Source organism: Nocardia aurea, assembly GCF_003123685.1.
GTDB lineage: Bacteria > Actinomycetota > Actinomycetes > Mycobacteriales > Mycobacteriaceae > Nocardia > Nocardia aurea.
In genome coordinates this window covers 254464-274128 of record NZ_QCYJ01000085.1, presented here as the reverse complement: position 1 = coordinate 274128, position 19665 = coordinate 254464, and the positions used below count along the sequence as shown (strand labels likewise).

Here is a 19665-nt window from a genome sequence, read left to right as displayed (position 1 = left end):
GATGTAGCTTCCCGCGCCGCCGGTGCCGCCGAGTCGCGTTCGGAGTGCGGCCAGGTCAGCTCGCGTGATCACCGTCGTCTCGCTCGGCCCAGTCGTTGCTCCAGTCCGCGACCGCGGCGAGCACCGGCGCCAGCCGCATCCCGACCGGCGTCAGGGCGTAGGTGATCTGAACGGGTCGCTGGTCGGCCACCACCCTGACCGCGACCCCGGCGTCTTCGAGTTCTCGAAGTCGCTGCGACAGCATCGCATCGGTCAACCGAGGCACACCCCGGCGGATCTCGGAGAAGCGCATCGGTCCCGCCAGCAACCGCTGAATGATCACGCCGTTCCACCGGCGCCCCAGTAGTTCTATCGCGGCATGGAACCGAGGGCAGTGCCCGAGATCGCCGTCCGGCTCGTCCCGATCTTCACGCGTCACCTCGCTTGTCACACCGCCAGCATAGCTACTACTGTTTTCATAGTGACTAATTATTTCATAGCTATATGCGCGGCCGCCCGTGCGACCGGAGTCTGACGATGGACATCGGCATCGCGACTCTCGGCGACCTCCCTCAGACGCCCGAAATCACCCACCCGACCGACGTGCGCCGTGCGACCGAACGCAGGCTGGCGCTCATAGTGCGAGAAGCCGAGACAGCCGAAGCCGCCGAGCTGCAACACTTCAGCGTCGGCGAACACCACACTCCGGATTTCGCCGTGTCGTCACCGGCGGTCGTACTCTCGGCTATCGCGGCACGAACCGACCACATTCGCCTGACCAGCGGAGTCACCGTACTCAGCGTCCACGACCCGGTCAGGGTGCTACAGGACTTCGCCACCGTGGACCTGATCAGCGCCGGCCGGGCCGAGATCACCGTCGGACGCGCCTCCCGATCTGGCTCGGTGTCGGATCAGCCTCCAGCGCTCATCGAGCGGGCGACCTCGGCCTGCCCATGATCGTCGGATACCTCATCGGCCCGCCCGACCGACCTGCCGCTCTGGCCGAGATCTACCGAAAGGCCATCGCCGGAGCCGACATCACCACCGACCCGCGCGTCGGGATCGCACTGCACCTGCTGATCACCGACACCGACGACCAGGCGCGCGCGGCCTATCCCCACTATCGAGAATTCTTGCGTCCCAAGCGTCCGGGAGGGTCCGGCTATCACGTCACCCCCCAGGCCTATGCCGAAGGACTCGCACCCGACGGAGCCCTCATGATCGGCACGGTCGACACGGTGACACGCAAACTGCGACGACTACACGACGCGACCGGATTCGATCGCCTCCAAGTCCTCACCGACTGGGGTGGGCTGCCCGAACAACTCGTCCTCGAATCGATCACCCGCCTCGGCGAGGAAGTCGCACCCCGACTTCGAGCGCCACACTGAGACGACAGCCGCCGCGACGGGCTCGCGGTCAGGGAATACGGCATCCGACGTTCGCGGTGATGGTCACCGTGCCGGGGACGGCGGTGATGTGCACCCTGGTCTGGTTGTGCCAGGAGCGGCCTTCGGATCCTTCGAAGCCCACGTAATATTCCGGTGGCTCACGGAAGCCGCGCTGCACCGTGCGCGCTCCGATCTCGGCGGCGAGTTCACGCGCGGTCTGCTGGAACGCGGGCCACTCGGCATCGGGCAGGGTGCCTTCGGCTCGATGTTCGGGCAGTTGGACGAGGACACCGCCCGCTTGCTCGAAGGGCCCGGAACAGGGGCCTTGGTCGCGGTCGCCGTGTCGGCTCCACCGCAGTTGCGGCGCGACGGCAGAGGCCGCGGCGACGATCTGTTCCACTACCGTCCGCAACGCCTCCTCGGATGCGGTCAGACTCGGCAACGTCGCCAGCTCGGCGGCAGCGGATTCGATCTGCTCCGGAGACGGTGGATCCTCGAAACCGAGCAGCGTCGCACACGCGCTCGAGACCGACGCCACCGCCGACACGGCGATCGCGCGCCGGATCCGATACGACATATTCCTCCCCGTCCGCGAAGCCGCTCTCGTCAGTCCCGGTCCTGCCACGTGCACACGCAGACCTCGTTGCCCTCGGCGTCGGCGAGCACCCAGAACGCTCGCGCCGCCGCGTCACTGATCATCGTGCCGCCCGCTTCGAGCGCGGCACGGATCCGGCGATCGGCCTCGTCGTGCGGCACCGAGATATCGAGGTGGATCCGATTACGCTGCGGCCGTGGCTCATCCATGTGCTGGAACCACAGTGCCGGTCCCTGACCGACCGGATCGACGATGGCGTTCGGGTCACCGGTTCCCGGAGCGTCGACATAGGCCAGTACCGCCTTCCAGAACGGTCGGATGACGGTGCGGTCCTCGGTGTCGATGGCGATCTCCATGGCCTGCACCGCCCGGCCCGGTCCCTCGCGGCGCGGCAGGGCGATTTCGAAGCCGAGGGCGGACACCGATTCGGAGATTCGGTGCGCGAGAACGACATCGCGTTCGAGGACGCGCCCCGTCGTCCTGGGCTGCAATACCAATTCGACGCGGTCACCGCGCACATCGATACGCAAATGCTCGTCCGCGTCGTCGGCGCAGGCGCGCGCGGCAGCGTCCGCGATGTCGAGCCCGCACCGCAGAGACGGAACAGCGACGGTCGCGGCGAGACTCCCCAGCAGGAAACGCCAGCCGAGTGACTCCACGGCGACGGAAGCGCGGGAACCGGAAAGATGTTCGTCGACCACGAAGACAATCCTGCCGTGTTCGGCCGGGCCGCGTCGCGACTCCGAGGCAGACGCATCCTGAATTCGGTCGGCCGACGACCTCACCACCACCGTGTGAGCGCGTACCGACTCAGTTCAGCGATCCGTCGGCGACCAGGGCTCGCAATCCTCGGCGATCGAGTTTGCCGCTGGGCAGCGTGGGGACGTGATCGCCGCTGGTCACGATCCAGCGCGTCGGGACCTTGTAGCCGGACAGCTCCCGTCGGGTGTGCGCGGCGATGTCGTCGAGATCGAGCGAACCGTCGACTTCGGGCGACGGCACGATGACCGCGCATACCTGTTCGTCGCGTTCGGGATGATCTATGCCGACGACGAGGCATTGCTGGACACCGTCGCATTCCTCGACCACAGCCTCCACCTCGCGCGGGGAGACATTCGCTCCGGCGACCTTGATCAGTTCGCTGGTCCGGCCGACATAGAACAGGCGCGGGTCGTCCGGGAGCCGATAGACCCGGTCGCCGGTGTGGTACCAGCCGTCGGCATCGAAGACATCGTGACGTTCGCGCTTGTTGTAACCGCTCATCACTCCGATCCCGCGAATGAGGAGTTCGCCGGTGGTCCGGTCCGGCACCGGAACACCCTCGGCGTCCACGATCCGGATATCGGTGTGGGCGAAACTGCCCGCGGTCTCGGACAGACTGCGATGGACAGGGAACTCGTCGGGCACGTTGTACATGGCGATATCCAGGGGGCCGTCGCGCAACAGTGGCGCGGCGCTCAGATCGCGGTCGGCGAAACTCGGATGCTCGCGCATGCGCCGGGTGAACGCGGGCCATCCGACGATGCCCTCGCCGCCCTCGCGCTCGATGAGGTCCAGTGCCGCACCGGGTTCCGGACGCGGCATCACCAGCAGCGTCACCGGTTCGTGCAGGGCTCCGGTCGCGGCGAGGACCCCGCCGATCCAGAAGAACGGCATCGAGGACAGGATCCGCGGCGCTGCCGACCCACCGCACAGCCCTCGGATCGCCGCGGGCCAGCCCGCCGTCTGGCGAACCAGGGTGCCGTGCGTGTGCAGCACACCCTTCGGGTCGGCGGTCGATCCGGAGGTGTGGATCATGATGGCGAGATCGGCCGGGCTGACCTCTTTTTCGACGGCGGCGAGGATCTCCGTTCCCGGCACGGTGTCCTCGTCGGGTGTCGTGGTGTCGGCCCAGGCGCGGTCGGTTTCGCCGAGAAGCGCGATGCGCCGCAGATAGGGCGCGGCGGGCAGCGACAGTGTCGATGTCGGCGCGGTGGCCAGTCCCGGCAGTGCCGCCTCCAGCCGCTCGGCGGTGTCGTTGCCGAGGATCTGCGCGGGGGCGACGAGGACGCCGATATCGGACAGCCGGATCACCTTGCCGAGTTCGGCCGGGGTGTACAGCGTGCTCAGCGGTACCGCCACGGCGCCGATCCGGGAAACCGCGAGCCACCAGACGATCCAGTCGACGTCGTTGGGGAACAGCAGCCCGACCCGGGCCCCTTTGCCGATCCCGTCCCGCAACAACCGGCGCGCGGCGAGCCCGGAGCGGCGTTGCGCCTCGGCGTAGGTCAGCCGGTCGGTCGGAGAGACCAGATAGGTGTGATCGCCGTGTTCGTCGACCGCGCGAGCGAGCAGATGCCCGACGGTGGGTCCGGTGGTCGAGGGCTGCATATCTCCAACTCCGTTCTGCCCGGCCGGTCCGGCATTCCGGCATGCGCGCCGAACTGCCCTGTCGTCCACTCACCCGGCGGCGAATACCACCGCGGAGCCGACGACCGACCTGCACCGACGGATATCGTAGAGCGCGTGCCACCGACCACGGCACTCGCCTCGACGGCCCGAGTTCGTGCGCCGACCGCGATCCGCGCCGAGGCCGCTTCGAAACGGCCCGGTCGGTTCGATCCCGGTCGCCTCCGGAATGATTCGCGCGCGCCGCGCTCAGCGGCGACGGAGCCTGCGGAGCTGTCCGCGGATGTCGAAGCGACGCGGCGACGCGGGAGTCTCGTCGTCGACGACCTCCAGCACCGACTGCGCTCGCGCCAACCGCTCGTGTAGTTGGTCACGAACCTGCTCGGGCGTGTACGCGCGGCGTCGCCGTTCGGCCTGCACCACGACCACTCCGGTCGCCACTACACCGGCCGCACCCGCCAATCCCACTGCCTTCCACCACCTCATACCGCATAGGCTACGGCCATGACGGGTAAGAGCATCAGTCTCGACCGAGCGCTCGAGGTCACCAGGACCGGCGACATCTGGCTGTTCCGTGGACATTCGACCGCTGACCGGGTGATTCGCATGACGACGAACAGTCCGGTCAACCATGTCGGCATGTCCGTGGTGATCGATGACCTACCGGCGCTGATCTGGCACGCGGAACTCGGGCGGTCGCTGCCGGATATGTGGTCGGGAACCGAACACCGCGGGGTCCAGTTACACAATCTGCGCGACGCGGTGCTGGTGTGGGCGCAGCGTTACGGTCAGCAGGCTTGGTTGCGTCAGTTGAACCAACCCGCGACGCGGGAGATGGAAGACGGTTTGCTGCGCGCGATCGCCCGACTCGACGGCACCCCGTTCCCGTCGACGGCGAGTCTGGCAGGGCGCTGGCTGCGCGGCCGCGCGGCACGGTTGCCCCGCCGCAGAAGATCGAGCGAGAAGGCCGCGCGCGAACTGGAGAGCGCCTACTGCGCCGAGATCGTCGCGGCCACCTATCAGTCGATGGGACTGCTGCCGGAGAAGCGCAGCCCGAACTGGTATGACCCGGGCCGATTCTGGAGCGGGGACGGTCTCGAACTGGCCGAGGGCTACGAACTGGGCGGCGAGATCGCCGTACGAACCCCGCCAGCGGATCCTTCGAACTGACCGGTCCCGGACAGTATCGTCGCGAGAACACGGACGAGTTCGGCTTGCCGATGCGTGCCCGTCTTCTCGAACGCGCGCTGTAGGTGCGTGCGGACGGTGTTCACCGAGATCGCCAGTTCGTCGGCGATGGAACGCAATCCCGCACCGCGCAGCGCGGCGGCGGCCACCCTCGCCTCGGCCGCGGTGAGGCCGTACAACTGCCGCAGTTCGTCCACGCCGCCCGGGATCGGCTCGTCCGGGTCGACGATGACGACCAACGCGGACGGCGCGACCTCGGCCCGAGGCTCTGCGCGGCCGTCGATATCCGGGTCCAGCGGCGATACCAGCAGCGCGTAGGCCCCGGTTCCGCTGCGCCGAGGCACGAGTGTGCGCCCGCCCGCGCGCCGACCGGTCTCCCGGATCGCTGCGTCGATCAGGGGACGCAATCCGACCACGGTGCCCGACGCTTCGAGATGGCCGCGGCGGCCGATCGCCAGACCGTCGCCCGAATCGAGGATGGACCTGGCCGCCGGGTTCGCGTAGCTGACCACCCCCTGCCCGGACACGATCACCAGGCCGTGCCGATAGGCGTGCAGCACGGCCACCGCCCGGTCACGCTCGGCCGCCGCGTTCCCGAGACGGGACTGCACGGTCAGCGCGTGACGCAGATGCGGAAGCAGCAAGCCCATCGTCGATCTCACGTGCGCGAGGTCCAGATCCCCTCCGCCGTGCGGGTATACCCCCAACCACGAGGTCTCGGACCCGCTGCCGATCAGGGCCAGCACCCCGTTACCGAGACCGTTCGGCGCCATCCAGTCGCTGAAGAACCGGTGCCGCCGCAGATATTCGGGGCCGAGCAGGTCCGCACAGGTGGTGATCACACCGGCCGGTTCGTGTTCGAGCGCACCCGCGATCGGATCGATCCGCCAGAACCGGGAATTGTAGCTGCGGCGCAGTTCGTCCGCGCCGGGTGAGCACACGGTCATTCTTCGGCTACCCGCGCCGGACACGACCACGCCGCCGTGGTAACCACCCAGCGCCGTGACGATTTCGTGCATCGCCCGCGGCCACTCGGCCGGATACAGCGCCGCGCGATCGATACGCGCGACGATCGCGGAAAACCTCTCGATTGTCATAGTCATAGGAGATGTCCTGCGGCACAGTAGCTCTGGTCGTCGAGCGGGCAGACCGTAGATGTTCGAGAAGTTCCACACACGAGTAGCGGGGTACTCGATCGTACTCTGCCACATGCCATCAACAGATTCGGCGTCCTCATCGATTCGGATGAGGAACCGTGACCGGATGCCTGTTCTACTCGATAGAGCAACCCATTCGCTACAGCACGTCGAAAGGCGCCGACCGTCGCATCCCCTCCCCCGAACCGTGATCCCTCGATCGCACTGCGAGACAAGGAGAGAACATCGTGAACGCCCCCGCATACACCGAACTCGACAGGATGGGTAACTCACGCTCGGAGCGGTGGGGAGCCCGCGTCACGAACTTCCTGATCCACACCCAGGAAGGCAACGGCACGGCAGAATCGCTCGCCGCGTATCTGAACAATCCCGCCAACGGCGTCTCCTACCACTACACGCTCCGCGGTGGCGTCGTGTGCGATGTCGTCGACACCGACTACGCGTCGTGGTCGGTCCTGGATGCCAACAGCCATACGATCAATCTCTGTTTCGCGGGCAGTCGCGCGTCCTGGTCGCGCAACCAGTGGCTCGCGATCGAGGCCGACCTGCGGATCGCGGCGTGGCTGGCCGTTCAGGACGCCGGGAAGTACGGTTTCGCCAGTGACGTGATCGCGCCACCGTATTCGCGCAGGGACGGCATCTCCGACCACAGGTACGTCACCGAGTGTCTCGGCATCGGAACCCATACCGATGTCGGGTGGAACTTCCCGTGGGCAGTCTTCGAGAGCCATGTCCGCGAGTTCGCGGGTGGCGCGCCGGTGGCGGGTGAGATCGATATCAAGGCCGCGTCCTCACCGTGGCTGGGCAAGCGCCTCGGCAGCGGAGAGGAGATGCGGACCGCCGACGGGGTCGGGAGGTTCGTGCAGTTCGAACACGGCTACATCTATTGGCATCCGTCCACCGGCGCGCATCCGATCCCGGCGTCACTGTTCGAGAAGTACGCCGAAACCGGCTGGGAGGCGGGGCCGCTGGGCTACCCGATCACCGATCACACCGTGCTTCGCGACCCGGCGAACCTCGAATGGGGAGAAGTGCAGGGATTCCAGAACGGCGCTCTCTACCGACGCACCGGCAAACCGGCCTACCGGGTGCACGGCGAAATCCGTGAACGGTGGAACCGCACCGGATTCGAGAACGGGGCGCTGGGCTGGCCGATCTCCGACGAGATCGCCTACGACACCGCGACCTACCAGGAATTCGACAACGGCCGCATCTACTGGACCCCGAAACCCACACTCGCCCTGCGCACCACCTCGGGCCGCGACGAACCGTTGCGCGACAGCGCCTGAACCCCGGCTACGGCAGTCCCACCTGGACCACGGGAACACCGAGGATATCGGTGACGATCCCCTCCAACGCGCCGACCACATCCGTGGTCTGTTCGGCGGGAGTACCTCGGGTTTGCGCGGCCACCGAGAATCCGGGCCCGAACGAGGCGGAGGCGACCTCCTGCGGCGGCAGATCCGACCAGCCCCATTTGCTGCCCTGGACGCCGGGCAGTTCGGAGGTGCCCCAGTCCTGCACGGTGCCGTCGGCGGCGACCGGCGACGCGGTGGCCATCCAGTCGAGTATCGGCGAATCCGGGTCAGCGGTCTGCTTGGCGCGGAGGAAATCGGCGATATCGGCGGTGCTGGTGGTGGAGGTGCCCCAGTCGGCGGTCTGTTGCGTGTCCTGTAGACCGTATTCCGCGGCGGTCGCGCCGATGGCCTGCGGATACTTCGTCGCGATGACGTCCGCGGCGGAATCGTCGGAGAAGCGGATCATGCGTTCGGTGTAGGCGCGGTCCTCGGCGGACCCGTCACCGTGGCGCAGGGCGTAATCGGCCAGATAGAGCTTGGCCATCGACAGCGCGCTGCGCGATTCGTGTTCGTTGGCCGTGCCCCATTCCATCCCCATCGGGGTGCGCAGCGATATCGCGCTACGCGGTGGAACGGATCCCGGTGCCGTACCCGGCTCCGGAATCGGTTGCGCGGATGCCGGAACCGGCGCCGCGCCGAAAGAAGCGGAAGCGATCAGGATCGCCATCGCCACCGTCCGGTAGCCCATGGTCTTCTCCCTCGATCATGTGTATGTCCAGCGCCGGGACGATGCTCCGGGAGCATTCGCGCGGCGGCGCATACATTCGAGGCTACTTCACAGCTAACGGTCGTGTACTCGGAAAAGCTCGACCGCACGGAGTGCCGGCGACATCCGGCCCCGTGCGGTTCGGTCTTCACGACGGGATCGCCGCCGTGAGGACCGCACCGTACTCAGCCCTTGACCAGCTGCGGGGCCGTGGCCTCGGACTCGTCGACCGGTTCGGGCGCCGCGGCCCGGTTCGGGAGCAGCACCGCCGTGACGATCACGACGAGTGCCATTGCCGCGCAGACCAGGAAGGCCAGGCGCATACCGTCGAGGTGCGCGCCGACCGCGTCGACACCGTCCGCGACCAGCGCGGTGCTGCGCGCCGACATCACCGTCACCACCAGGGCCGTACCGAAGGCGGCGGCGACCTGTTGCAGGGTGCCCAGCATCGAACTGCCGTGCGCGTACAGGTGCTGTGGGAGCGCACCGAGGCCGAGGGTGAAGACCGGGGTGAAGGTCGCGGCCATCGACACCATCATGACGATGTGCAGGATCAGCAACTGCCAGTACGGCATGGTCATCGAGATCTGAGTGAACCCGGCCAGTGACAGGGCGATTCCGATCGAGCCGGGAATCACCAGCGGACGTCCGCCGAACCGATCGAACAGCCTGCCGACCGACGGTCCGAGTAGACCCATCACCAGGCCGCCCGGCATGACGAGCAGGCCGGTCTCCAGCGCGCTCAGGCCGCGCAGATTCTGCAGGTACAGCGGCAGCAGGATCATCGATCCGAGCATCGCCATGAACGCGACGGACATCAGGATCAGAGCCTTGGTGTAGGTGCCCGCCAACAGCACGCGAAGATCCAGCAGGGGCGTACCCGTGCGCTGCAGTCGCAGCTGACGGAACACGAACGCGATGATGAGCGCCGCGCCGCCGGCGGCGATCAGCACCGGACCGGTGACGTTGCCGGTCTCGAATTTGCTGAGGCCGAACACCAGGCCGCCGAAGCCGAACGCCGCCAGCACCACGCTGGCCCAATCGATGGCTCCCGCCTGCGGTTCACCGACGTTCTCGAGCTGACGCAGGCCCAACCAGGTGATGATTCCCGCGATCGGCAGGACGAGGACGAACAGCCAACGCCACGAACCGACCTGGAGCACCAGGCCCGAGACGACCGGCCCCATCGCGGGCGCTACCGAGATGGCGAGGGTGACGTTGCCCATCACCCGGCCGCGATCCTGTTCGGGCACCACCGTCATCAGGGTGGTCATCAGCAGCGGCATCATCACCGCGGTGCCGCCCGCCTGGATGATCCGCCCGATGAGCAGTACCGCGAACGACGGCGCGACCGCGGACAGCGCGGTACCCGCCATGAACACCCCCATCGCCACCGCGTACGCCCGTCTGGTGGTGACACGCTGGAGAAACCAGCCGGTGGTCGGGATGACCGCGGCCATCGTCAGCATGAAGGCGGTGGACACCCACTGCGCCGCGCGCTCGGTGACCTCGAGATCCGCCATCAACCGCGGGATCGCGTTGATCATGATGGTCTCGTTCAGGATCACCACGAACGTCGCGAGCACCAGGATCCGGATGACGGTCGGTGTCCGCCCTCCCGATACGGGAGCGGATGGTTCGGCGGACATCGAATACCTCCGGGGTTGACACATTGACAGAAGGGGCGCGGCACCCGGACCACGGATCGTGTTCCGGCGCCACAGCGATGAAGACGGGCCGAGCTACTCGAACTCATCGGGCGCGGGCCAGTATTCCGGGTGCCACCGACAGGAATCACGCGATTTTCCACCTGCCGACCGGGCGCGCTACCGGTTCCTTCCTGGTAGTCAGCGGTTTTTCGGCGCAATCTGCATCGGACAGTGACCCTGGTCACGATCGCGATTCATGTTTTGATGCGCATATGAACGTATCGGTATGGGTTGGTTGAGCGTGATCAACAGCGCAGTGGTGACCGTGTCCGACAACACCGGTCGGTCGATCACCACGAGACGCGACGACCGACCACTCCCCTACCGCCGCACCAGGGCCCGAACTTGCGTGCTGCGGCACCCGGGCCGGTCTCCCCTACCGCGGTGCCTCCGGTCGACGCACATTCCACCCGCCGGTGAACGCGGTCTCGCGCTTGTCGGTGAACGCCGCATAGGCTTCCGGGACGTCGGTGGTCGCGAAATTGACGGCCTGGACTCGTGATTCGCTGGCGAGCGCCTCGCGCATCGTGCGGTCGGCCCCCTCGTTGAGCAGCGCTTTCGTCTGCGCCATCGCGATGGGAGGGCCCGCGGCCAGCCGCCGCGCCTTCTCGGCGACGAACTCGTCGATCTCCTCGGACGCCTTGATCCAGGTGACCAGGCCCAGTTCACGCGCCTCCTCGGCATCGATGAACTCGGCGAGCAGCGCCAAACGTTTGGCCTGCTGGACTCCGACGAGTTTGGGCAGCAGCCAGGAACCACCGCAGTCGAGCGAGAGCCCCCGGCGGGCGAACACCTGCGAGAACTTCGCGTCGGGCGTGGCGACCACGAGGTCACAGCCCAACGCCAGATTCCATCCCGCGCCCACCGCGACGCCTCGCACCTTGGCGATGGTCGGCAGCGCGAGGTCGTGTAGCCGCTGCGCGACTTCGGATATCGCCTGCAGTTTGACGAAAGGGGGCGCGTACGGGTCACTGTCGACGACATCGGCGCCGGAGCAGAAAGCGTCGCCCGCACCGGTGACGACCACCGCGCGCACCGTCGGATCATGGGCGATATCGTCCAGCGCGGTTCGCAGGGCGGCCCACAACTCGAGGGTGATCGCGTTCTTGCGATGCGGGCGGTTCAATATCAGTGTGCTGACGCCGTCGTCGCGCAGATGCCGCAGCACGGTCTGTTCGGTCATCGATTCGAATCCGTTCGTCGCCGCTACAGGAACATGTCCGCGTTGAGCGGGCCGTCGCCGGGTGTGACCCGATAGCTGTCCAAGTCGGTGATCCCGTGCTCGGCGAGCACGTCGTCGTCGATGAAGAAATTGCCGGTCGTGTCTTGGCCCGGCGATGTGAGAACGAGGTAGGCGGCGTCCGCGCAGATCCGCGGGGTGCGCGACCGCGCGAAGCGCTGCGCACCGCCGGGGCGATTGCGGATGGCCGCCGTGGCGATCGTGGTCCGCGGCCACAGCGAGTTCACCCCGATGCCGTCGGCCCGCAACTCCTCGGCCAGGCCGAGGGTCGTCAACGACATGCCGTATTTGGCGATGGTGTAGCCGAGTTGACCGCCCGCCCATCGCGGATCGAGGTTCAACGGTGGCGACAGGGTAAGGATGTGCGGGTTTCGCCTGTTCCGCGCCGATTCCCGCAGCGCCGGAATACAGAGTTTCGACAGCAGGAAGCTGCCGCGGCAGTTGATGTCCTGCATCAGGTCGTACATCTTCATCGACAGCGCGTCGGTGGACGAGCGGTCGATCGCGGACGCGTTGTTCACCACCATGTCGATGCCGCCGAAGCGTTCGACGGTCTGCTCGACGGCACGGGCGACGGCGTCGTCGTCCCGGACGTCCCCGACGAATTTCAGCACCGCCCCACCGGCGGCTTCGATCCGCTCGCCCGCGGTGTGGATGGTGCCCTCCAGTTTGGGATGCGGCTGATCCGTCTTCGCGATCAGCGTGATGTTCGCACCGTCCTCGGCGGCCCGCTCGGCGATCTCGAGGCCGATGCCCCGGCTACCGCCGGACATGATCATGGTCCTGCCCGCGAGCGGTTTGTGGTCGTCCGGCATCGTCCGGGGGCTCCCCTCTGTGCGTCCCGGACCGGCCGACCGAGGGGGCGACGAACCATGACCGGGACCTATACGGCGCGCTCGCCGACCGGCAGGTCGTTACCGCAAGCTTTCCCGTTCACCTTACAGTATGTCACTGCGCCATAGTGGGCACACCATGTCCGACTTGCCCGCGACCGAGCGTGTCGGGCATGATCTGGGCAGTCGGCAATCGAGTATCGGCGGCCGACCGCGCAGCAGCGAACAAGGACCATGTATCACGCTGCGAGACTGGGCATTTCGAGCGGATCGAGTCGTCCCGACCGCCGCTCGGCGATCACACCCGCTCCGAAACTCCCGCACTGCCGTCGCGGCGCCGGTGGATCACGTCGCGAAGGCATTTCGACGATTCTCGTGGAAAGGCCCGCTGTCGACGATGCCCTACGCACCCGAGCGCCGCGCTTTCGTTCACGCGAACAGCAGACTGGCCGAACATCTGTGTGGCCTGCACGTCACCGACCTCACCGTCGCGCGCGCACGGCGATTACAGAAGATCCACGGCGAACACCATCCCGACGACTGCCTGATCCATCTGGCGGCCGCCGCGATGCTGCTCGAGCACCGCTCCCGTTGACGCACCGCGCGATCGCCGGGGACCGCACCGTCCCCGGCAACCGCGCCGCGGTCCCACCGATCACCGGTTGGTCTGCGGGATTTCGATGCTGATCGTCGGCTGGAGTTCGTTCAGGTAGAACAGCGCGAATCGCCGAAGGAACTCGTCGAACAGCCAGTAGGTCTCCTTCGCCAGCGGAACGATGGGCAACGCACCCTCGCGCACCGCGATGAACGGCCCCCACGCCACCTGGAGCAGTGGACTCCACACCGGCTCCCTCGGGATATAGAGCGAGTCGGCGATCTTGTCCCCCAACAGGAAACGCGTGAACGCGCCGAGCACGCCCCTGCTCAGGATGGTGAGGTCGATATTCGCGCCGAGATCGAGCAGGATGTCGGCGAGTTTGATGCCTTCCGGGGTCGCCATGAGGATGGGGTCGAGCACCTGGGTGGCCTGGGAGTTCGCCTCGCCCCACGAGTTGGGGATGTACTCGTCGCGGACGCCGAGCATATGCGCGGCCACCTGCCACGAGTGCAGGAAGCCCTCCGACTCGTTGGCCGGAATCGGCACCTTCCACGCGGTGAGATGCCGCATGACCGTGGTCGGCAGACTGTGCCAGGTCACCATGATGTCGTTCTGACTGATCGGGATGCCCTCTTCGGCGACCCGGGTCCAGTGCGGCGACTGCGGCAGCAGGTGACGCACGGCGGCGTGGACCAGCCGGGTCTTGACACAGGTGACGACCATTTCCCCGTCGGGCCCATAGGCATTGGCCGCACCGATGTCGTAGCCGAGTTTGGCGGTCTTGGAGATGCGGTCCTTCATGTCCGCGCCGCCCTTGGAGTAGTAGACCGACCGCGCCTCCTTGGGGATCACCGTGCTCATCATGCCGCTGGCGAGGCCGTACAGCACACCGAGGTAGAGACCGCGTTTCTCGTTGAACGCGATCGCGGACCCCAGTTTGCCCTGGTCGGTCCACGACGGGAGTTGGCGGGCGTACTCCATGAAATCCCGCAGCTCGGTGGGCAATCCGGCGGGCAGCGGCTGGCCGTTACGGGTCCAGGTCCGCAGGAGATTGTTGATATCGGCGACATTGTGATTGTCGAGCAGGTTGGCGACGACGGGGTCGGCCTCCTCGTCCCACACACCCAGCGGGTCGGCGCCCTCCCCCGCGCCCGCGACCGAACCCTGCGGTGACCACGTCCACGGCTCCGCGCGCGCGGGCGTGACGAGGGCCAACGCACCCATCGCGCCGAGCGCGGCCCCGCCGATCTTGAAGGCATTGCGCCTGTTCAATTCGTCCATCGTTCGAACACTCCTCATTGAGCAACATCTCTTCGCACGACAGAGCCCTGATACTCGGCCGCACTGTGAGAACTATCAGTAACTTAACAGAGTCTCTGAGACAGCGCGCGGTATCCGAGTAAATTTTTCCCGCTCCGTCATCGAGACGATCGAGCGGCGGTGGGACGCTGCGCTCCGATAGATCAAAGAGCCTGCTGATCAGCTGTTTCAATCAACAGGCGGGGGCGCGGGCGGCAGTGCCACCGATGCCGGGACTCGACATATCCCCGGCGCCGAAGCTATCACCATACGAAAGAATCAGTGATCACTTATGAGCTCCGGTGGCGTCGCTGTACCGGACAGCTGCGCCATCTCCAGTTCGATCGCCGCGGCAGGCTCGGACAGTCCCACCCCGCGAAGGTCCGCGACGCGCCGGAGCACCGCCGCTGCGCCGTATTCGCGAACGATGTCCGCGAGGCCGATCCGATGCGGTCCGCGACGGGCCGTCGACTTTTCCATCGAACCTCCTGACGCCGTACGCGGTTCACACGGTCGAGTCCGCACACGGGGACGAACCGTGCACGCGGCTCTCCCTTTTGCCGGTCGACCCGAAGCGCCGAGCCGGATCCGGTAGCTATATGTTACTCAAAATTCCAGCAATGGAAACGGGTGGACGGGAACATGCCACCGAGGTCGCACGGTCGGCGACAGGCAAGAAGGAGGGGATACGCGTGGTGCGATGCGTGCGTCGCGCACGACGTCACGAAAAGTCGATCCGAGTTCCCGTCCGTCCGGTAAGTTATCAGCTGTTCCAGGTTTGTTCGGGCACGATATCCACCCTGCTCCGCCCGAGTTCGCGGTGCTCGGGCCCGGCACCAGTACACGAAACGGCAACCCATGAGCATCGAAGAAGCCCGCCGAATCACGACGGGCACCCAGGTCAACGAGATCATCAACTACTTCGGCAAATGCCTACGGTGCGGATATCCCGCCACGGCGTCGATCCACGTCACCACCTACAGCGACGGCACCGAATCGACCCGGGCACTGGCGACATGCGCGTCGCCCTGCGGCTGGACCGGCCCCGCGTCCCCGACCACCATGAGCGGACAGCCGCCGGTCATCGGGAGGCGACGCGATACCGCGTGACCTCGAGCGGAGAATCGCGGCGATTTCGTCCCTCGGTACACGGGCGACGCATACCGTGGCAGGTGTGTGCGGCAGTGGTGAGGCGAGATGAGTCGCCCCCGCGTGGTGATCGCCGGGCTCGGCGACACCGGCGTCCTGACCGCGATCCGAGCGGCGGCTCATGCCGACGTCGTGGGTATTTCGGACAAACCCGCGCTCGTCAGCGGTCAGGAATTGGGTGTGCGGCTCAGCAGGCCCGAGGTCTGGGCGCGCGACTATTGGATTCCGTTCGACAGGTTCCGCGGTCTCGATCGCGTGCAGACGATCCACGCCACCCTCACCGGAGTCGACCTCGCCGCGCGAAAGGTGTTCCTGCGCGGTGACGCGGCGGGCACGATCGCGCAGCCCTATGACGCGCTGGTCATCGCGACCGGTGTGTCCAACGGATTCTGGCGCAGACCGGGTGTGCGGACCGCCGAGCAGATCGGCGCCGAACTCCGCGACGCCAACGACCGTCTGCGTGGCGCGTCGTCGGTACTGGTGATCGGCGGCGGAGCCGCGGCGGTGAGCAGTGCGGCCAATCTGGCGCGTGCCTGGCCGGACAAGCGAGTCGACCTGTACTTTCCGGGTGAGCGGGCGCTGCTCGGACATCACCCTCGAATCTGGCGCCGGATCCTGCGGCGTCTCGACGAATTCGGCGTGGGCGTCCACCCGGGACACCGTGCGTTGATTCCCGACGGTTTCGCCTGCGACGAGATCACCGCCGAACCGGTCGAATGGTCGACCGGCCAACCGGCCACGACCGCCGACGCCGTCGTGTGGGCGACCGGCCGTGTACGCCCCAATACGAACTGGCTGCCCACCGAACTGCTCGACGACCACGGTTTCGTCCGGGTCACCCCCGAACTGTGCCTCCCCGACCATCCCGAGGTCTTCGCGATCGGCGACGTCGCCGCCACCGACCCGCTGCGGACCTCCGCGCGCAACAGGGCCGACACCCTGCTCGCGCACAATCTCCGAGCACTCTTCGAGAATCGCGCGCCGCGCGGATATCGCCCGCCGCAACGGAAGTGGGGCTCGGTCCTGGGCGCGCAACCGGACGGGCTGGAAGTCTTCACACCCGGCGGCCGGGCCTTCCGATTCCCCGCGTGGTCGATCGACCGAGTGCTGATGCCGTGGATCGTCCGCCGCGGCATCTATCGGGGCGTCCGCCGCAACGACCCGTTCGGCTGACCCTCGGGACACCATCGCGGTCGCCGGCAGATCCTGTCGGTCCCGCCTGTCATCCTGGGATCCAACGGTCGACGACACGGGAGGCGACGGTGAGCGAAGACGCATTCGACACGGGCGAATTGATGCCGGTGCGGATCGCGGCATCTCCGATCCTGACCGGATTCACCGCCTCCCTCGCCAGCCGGGACGACCTCGGTCGCGAGGACCGCGGAACGTACGGCGATCGCGCCGGTCACTTCCTCGCCTGGCTACGCGACACCGGCGGATACGACGACGCGCTGCACTCCCCGCTCGGCCGGGACCGCGCCGTCGACGCCTATCTCACCACCGCCGTGCACGATCACGGTATCGCCGCCCGCACCGTCGCCACCGCGTTCACCGTCCTGACCGCGTTCTACCGGTGGCTCGGACTCGGCACGCCTGCCACGCCCCGCGCGATACTCGACCCACTCGCCCCGAACACGCTGTCCCCCATCGACCAGCGGGCGGTACTGCGGGTCGCGGCCGCGCGCGGGCCGCGAACCTTCGCCATGATCGCCCTCGGACTCGATGTCGGACCACGCAAGACCGAACTCGCCGCCCTCGATCTGACCGGGCTCGATCTGGCCCGCTGGCCCGGCACCGTCACCCTCACCGATTCCACCGGCGCGACCAGACGGATGCCGATCCAACCCGGCACCCGCGCCGCGATGACCGCCTGGCTCAGTGAACGCCACCGCCTGCTACGCGGCCATCCCGAACAGCGTGCGGTATTCCTCGCCGAACACGCACCCCACCACCGATTGGCCATCCGCACCGTAGACGACGCGATCCGTGCCGTCGGCGTCGACGCGGGGATCGATATCTCGCCCGCCACGCTGCGCGCGACCGTGGAACAGCGACTACGCGGCCAGGGGCTGCCGCTCGCCACCATCGCCACGCGCCTGGGTCATCACAGGTCCGAGCCGTGGCGCGACCACCCCGCCGCGAGGCCGCGTCTGCGGACCCGACTCCCCGATCACGAACAGCTCGACCTCTTCGGCGACCCCGATCCGTGACCGGTCGACCTCCGTGGTCAGGACCGGGTGATCGAGTCGCGCAGGATCGCCGGATCGACGAACGAGTGATCGCGCGGGATCACCGTGTGGTACGGCGCAACTCCGTCGTGGTCTTCTTCCGCTTCGGCGAGCTGATCGACCATTTCGAAGAACAGCGCCTCGGCGGGACGCAGACCATCGATCGTCGCTTTCAGATCGGCGTCGGCGGTGAAACGCGCGCCCTCACCCCCGATGGTCAGCACCGAGAGCCACCCCTCCCCTCGCGCATCGGGCAACGTGGCACCGGTTTCCGCCCAGAACAACGCCGTGTCCGGCGCGGGATCGGATTTGAACCGCGCGGTGGCCGCGAGCATACGCAGTGCCGTGAGTACGAAGGATTCGAGGAATCCGAGGCACATCGAATAGATTTCCAGCGCGTCGTCACGATGGACGACGACACACGTGGTGACGCCACCGTCACATGCGTCCTCGACGTGATCGGCGAAGAACTCCCGTGGTGACAGCCCGATTTCGGCCCGTGACCAATCCGCTCGCTCCCCGTCCCAGAACCAGCCGTCGAACACGGTCTCCTGATCGGCGATGACAGCCGGATCGGTGACCGGGGTGTCGAGCCAGCGCTCGAATCCCTCCCGGCTCATGGGGATTCGGGCCGCCACCAAAAAGCTGTCCGACACGACACGACTCCTGTCTTCCGCCGCGACCACCTCTGCCGCGATGCCGGAATACTAGGACCGTCGCAGGGGCCACGCTCGTGCGTCTCCGGCTCGGATCCTTCGAGTTCCCGGGAGTGGGCGCACCTGTGCGCGGTATGCACCGAGGCACACCGCGCACCGCGACATCGGATCCGACGGCACCGCTCGCGACTCGGAACGACGAAATCCCCGCCGCGCCCGAGCGTGACAGCGAGGCGGTCAACCTACCCGTGCCGCCTCGCGAGCCAGGATCCGAGCCCGCTGCTCCTCGAACTTGGCCACATCGCGGGTCAGTTTCTCGATATACACGCCGAGTTCGTCGCGGGCGCGTTCGCCGCGCGCGGTGAAGTCGGTGCGTTTGAAGACATTCCAGATCCGCAGTACCGGCAACAGGACCTCGTCGAGATGCTGACGCAGATCGTAGATTCCGTGTTTGACCATCAGCACACCGTTGCGACGCCAGTTGGGCATACCCGTGCCCGGCATGGCGAAGGTCTTCGCGATCCTGGTCACCGATTCCATCGACTGATCGGGTGCGATGTCGAACGCCGCGCCCGCGACGTTGCGGTAGAACATCATGTGCAGGTTCTCGTCGGCCGCGATGCGCTGCAACATACGTTCGGCGATCGGATCGTCACAGACGGTTCCGGTGCTGCGATGACTGACCCTGGTCGCCAATTCCTGAAAGGTCACGTAGGCGACCTGGTCGAGCACACCGCCGAAACCGGCGGGCGCGTGCACACCGCGTGTCATGTGCACCATCCGGTCGTTCTCCAGCGCGACGGGGTCGACCGCGCGGGTGCACACCAGATAATCACGCATGGCGATGGAGTGGCGGTTCTCCTCGGCGGTCCAGCGCCCGACCCAGGTGCCCCACGCGCCGTCTCGGGAGAAGTTCTCGGCGATCACCCGGTGATAGGACGGCAGATTGTCCTCGGTGAGCAGATTCGTGATCATCGCGACCTTGGCGACCTCCGACAGGCGCGACTGGTCGGGGTCCCAATCCCGCCCGCCCATCGCCGCGAAATTGCGGCCTTCGTCCCACGGGACGTAGTCGTGCGGACACCAGTCCTTGGCCGTGGCCAGATGTCGGTCGATATTCTCCGCGACGACCGGCTCCAATTCCGCGAGGAGGTCGAGTTGCGTCAAGTCCTTTGTCATGCAGCGCCTTTC

General features: G+C 67.0%; 22 protein-coding genes. 8 read left to right on the top strand and 14 right to left on the bottom strand.

Annotation, left to right across the window (positions count from 1 at the left end; all coding sequences use genetic code 11):
* Window positions 1-55: 55 nt before the first annotated feature.
* On the bottom strand, window positions 56-430 hold the full coding sequence (locus DAT37_RS17985) for a winged helix-turn-helix transcriptional regulator (RefSeq protein WP_198654319.1): 375 nt from the start codon (window positions 428-430) through the stop codon (window positions 56-58).
* A gap of 86 nt (window positions 431-516) precedes the next feature.
* On the opposite strand from DAT37_RS17985, the gene DAT37_RS44925 reads away from it, so the two are divergent.
* Both DAT37_RS44925 and DAT37_RS44920 read left to right on the top strand, forming a co-directional pair.
* Entirely contained in the window at window positions 517-936 is a 420-nt protein-coding gene (locus tag DAT37_RS44925; RefSeq protein ID WP_198654318.1) for an LLM class flavin-dependent oxidoreductase, read from the top strand.
* Window positions 873-1370, top strand: coding sequence for an LLM class flavin-dependent oxidoreductase (locus DAT37_RS44920; RefSeq protein WP_332873338.1), 498 nt, complete (start codon window positions 873-875; stop codon window positions 1368-1370). The genes DAT37_RS44925 and DAT37_RS44920 overlap by 64 nt, the downstream gene beginning before the upstream one ends.
* 28 nt (window positions 1371-1398) lie before the next feature.
* Here DAT37_RS44920 and DAT37_RS17975 read toward each other — a convergent pair whose 3' ends face one another.
* From DAT37_RS17975 to DAT37_RS17960, 4 genes are all read right to left on the bottom strand, one after another.
* Window positions 1399-1947, bottom strand: a complete 549-nt coding sequence (locus tag DAT37_RS17975; RefSeq protein WP_109525920.1) for an LppA family lipoprotein — start codon at window positions 1945-1947, stop codon at window positions 1399-1401.
* Window positions 1948-1976: 29 nt separating this feature from the next.
* Window positions 1977-2666, bottom strand: coding sequence for a VOC family protein (locus DAT37_RS17970; protein ID WP_109526068.1), 690 nt, complete (start codon window positions 2664-2666; stop codon window positions 1977-1979).
* A gap of 109 nt (window positions 2667-2775) precedes the next feature.
* Window positions 2776-4335, bottom strand: a complete 1560-nt coding sequence (locus DAT37_RS17965; protein WP_109525919.1) for a class I adenylate-forming enzyme family protein — start codon at window positions 4333-4335, stop codon at window positions 2776-2778.
* A 267-nt stretch (window positions 4336-4602) separates the two neighbouring features.
* Window positions 4603-4839 carry a hypothetical protein gene (locus DAT37_RS17960; RefSeq protein WP_109525918.1) on the bottom strand — a complete coding sequence of 79 codons (237 nt, stop codon included), beginning with the start codon at window positions 4837-4839 and terminating at the stop codon, window positions 4603-4605.
* A gap of 18 nt (window positions 4840-4857) precedes the next feature.
* Here DAT37_RS17960 and DAT37_RS17955 point away from each other — a divergent pair, with 18 nt between their 5' ends.
* Window positions 4858-5523: a hypothetical protein gene (locus tag DAT37_RS17955; protein ID WP_109525917.1), complete on the top strand. Its 666-nt coding sequence runs from the start codon at window positions 4858-4860 to the stop codon at window positions 5521-5523.
* On the opposite strand, the gene DAT37_RS17950 is transcribed toward DAT37_RS17955, so the two are convergent.
* A complete protein-coding gene (locus DAT37_RS17950; RefSeq protein WP_157978534.1) occupies window positions 5466-6638 on the bottom strand; it encodes a helix-turn-helix transcriptional regulator in 1173 nt (390 codons plus the stop codon). The two genes, DAT37_RS17955 and DAT37_RS17950, sit on opposite strands and share 58 nt — an antisense overlap.
* 287 nt (window positions 6639-6925) lie before the next feature.
* On the opposite strand from DAT37_RS17950, the gene DAT37_RS17945 reads away from it, so the two are divergent.
* Complete coding sequence (locus DAT37_RS17945; RefSeq protein WP_232839820.1) at window positions 6926-7987, top strand: N-acetylmuramoyl-L-alanine amidase; 1062 nt, start codon at window positions 6926-6928, stop codon at window positions 7985-7987.
* A 7-nt stretch (window positions 7988-7994) separates the two neighbouring features.
* Here the strand turns inward: DAT37_RS17945 and DAT37_RS17940 are convergent, their stop codons facing one another.
* The 4 genes from DAT37_RS17940 to DAT37_RS17925 all read right to left on the bottom strand — a co-directional run bounded on the left by DAT37_RS17940 (window position 7995) and on the right by DAT37_RS17925 (window position 12526).
* Window positions 7995-8744, bottom strand: a complete 750-nt coding sequence (locus DAT37_RS17940) for a serine hydrolase (protein WP_232839819.1) — start codon at window positions 8742-8744, stop codon at window positions 7995-7997.
* 203 nt (window positions 8745-8947) lie between these two features.
* Window positions 8948-10411, bottom strand: coding sequence for an MDR family MFS transporter (locus tag DAT37_RS17935; protein WP_109525915.1), 1464 nt, complete (start codon window positions 10409-10411; stop codon window positions 8948-8950).
* A gap of 436 nt (window positions 10412-10847) precedes the next feature.
* Window positions 10848-11654 (bottom strand): enoyl-CoA hydratase/isomerase family protein, encoded by an 807-nt coding sequence (locus DAT37_RS17930; RefSeq protein WP_109525914.1) that lies wholly within the window; start codon window positions 11652-11654, stop codon window positions 10848-10850.
* 23 nt (window positions 11655-11677) lie between these two features.
* Window positions 11678-12526, bottom strand: a complete 849-nt coding sequence (locus DAT37_RS17925; RefSeq protein ID WP_109525913.1) for an SDR family oxidoreductase — start codon at window positions 12524-12526, stop codon at window positions 11678-11680.
* Between the two features lie 415 nt (window positions 12527-12941).
* Between DAT37_RS17925 and DAT37_RS17920 the strand changes: the two genes are divergently transcribed.
* Window positions 12942-13139 (top strand): hypothetical protein, encoded by a 198-nt coding sequence (locus tag DAT37_RS17920; protein WP_109526065.1) that lies wholly within the window; start codon window positions 12942-12944, stop codon window positions 13137-13139.
* 60 nt (window positions 13140-13199) lie between these two features.
* Here the strand turns inward: DAT37_RS17920 and DAT37_RS17915 are convergent, their stop codons facing one another.
* Together DAT37_RS17915 and DAT37_RS17910 are read right to left on the bottom strand one after the other, a co-directional pair.
* Window positions 13200-14423, bottom strand: coding sequence for an oxygenase MpaB family protein (locus DAT37_RS17915; protein WP_109525912.1), 1224 nt, complete (start codon window positions 14421-14423; stop codon window positions 13200-13202).
* A gap of 297 nt (window positions 14424-14720) precedes the next feature.
* Entirely contained in the window at window positions 14721-14921 is a 201-nt protein-coding gene (locus tag DAT37_RS17910) for a hypothetical protein (RefSeq protein WP_109525911.1), read from the bottom strand.
* Window positions 14922-15299: 378 nt separating this feature from the next.
* Here DAT37_RS17910 and DAT37_RS17905 point away from each other — a divergent pair, with 378 nt between their 5' ends.
* The 3 genes from DAT37_RS17905 to DAT37_RS17895 all read left to right on the top strand — a co-directional run bounded on the left by DAT37_RS17905 (window position 15300) and on the right by DAT37_RS17895 (window position 17800).
* Entirely contained in the window at window positions 15300-15551 is a 252-nt protein-coding gene (locus tag DAT37_RS17905; protein ID WP_109525910.1) for a hypothetical protein, read from the top strand.
* Window positions 15552-15638: 87 nt separating this feature from the next.
* Complete coding sequence (locus DAT37_RS17900) at window positions 15639-16763, top strand: FAD-dependent oxidoreductase (protein WP_109525909.1); 1125 nt, start codon at window positions 15639-15641, stop codon at window positions 16761-16763.
* Between the two features lie 89 nt (window positions 16764-16852).
* Entirely contained in the window at window positions 16853-17800 is a 948-nt protein-coding gene (locus tag DAT37_RS17895; protein WP_109525908.1) for a tyrosine-type recombinase/integrase, read from the top strand.
* A gap of 17 nt (window positions 17801-17817) precedes the next feature.
* On the opposite strand, the gene DAT37_RS17890 is transcribed toward DAT37_RS17895, so the two are convergent.
* Together DAT37_RS17890 and DAT37_RS17885 are read right to left on the bottom strand one after the other, a co-directional pair.
* Complete coding sequence (locus DAT37_RS17890) at window positions 17818-18474, bottom strand: hypothetical protein (protein ID WP_157978533.1); 657 nt, start codon at window positions 18472-18474, stop codon at window positions 17818-17820.
* 237 nt (window positions 18475-18711) lie between these two features.
* Window positions 18712-19653: an acyl-ACP desaturase gene (locus DAT37_RS17885; RefSeq protein ID WP_109525906.1), complete on the bottom strand. Its 942-nt coding sequence runs from the start codon at window positions 19651-19653 to the stop codon at window positions 18712-18714.
* Between the last annotated feature and the right edge of the window lie 12 nt (window positions 19654-19665).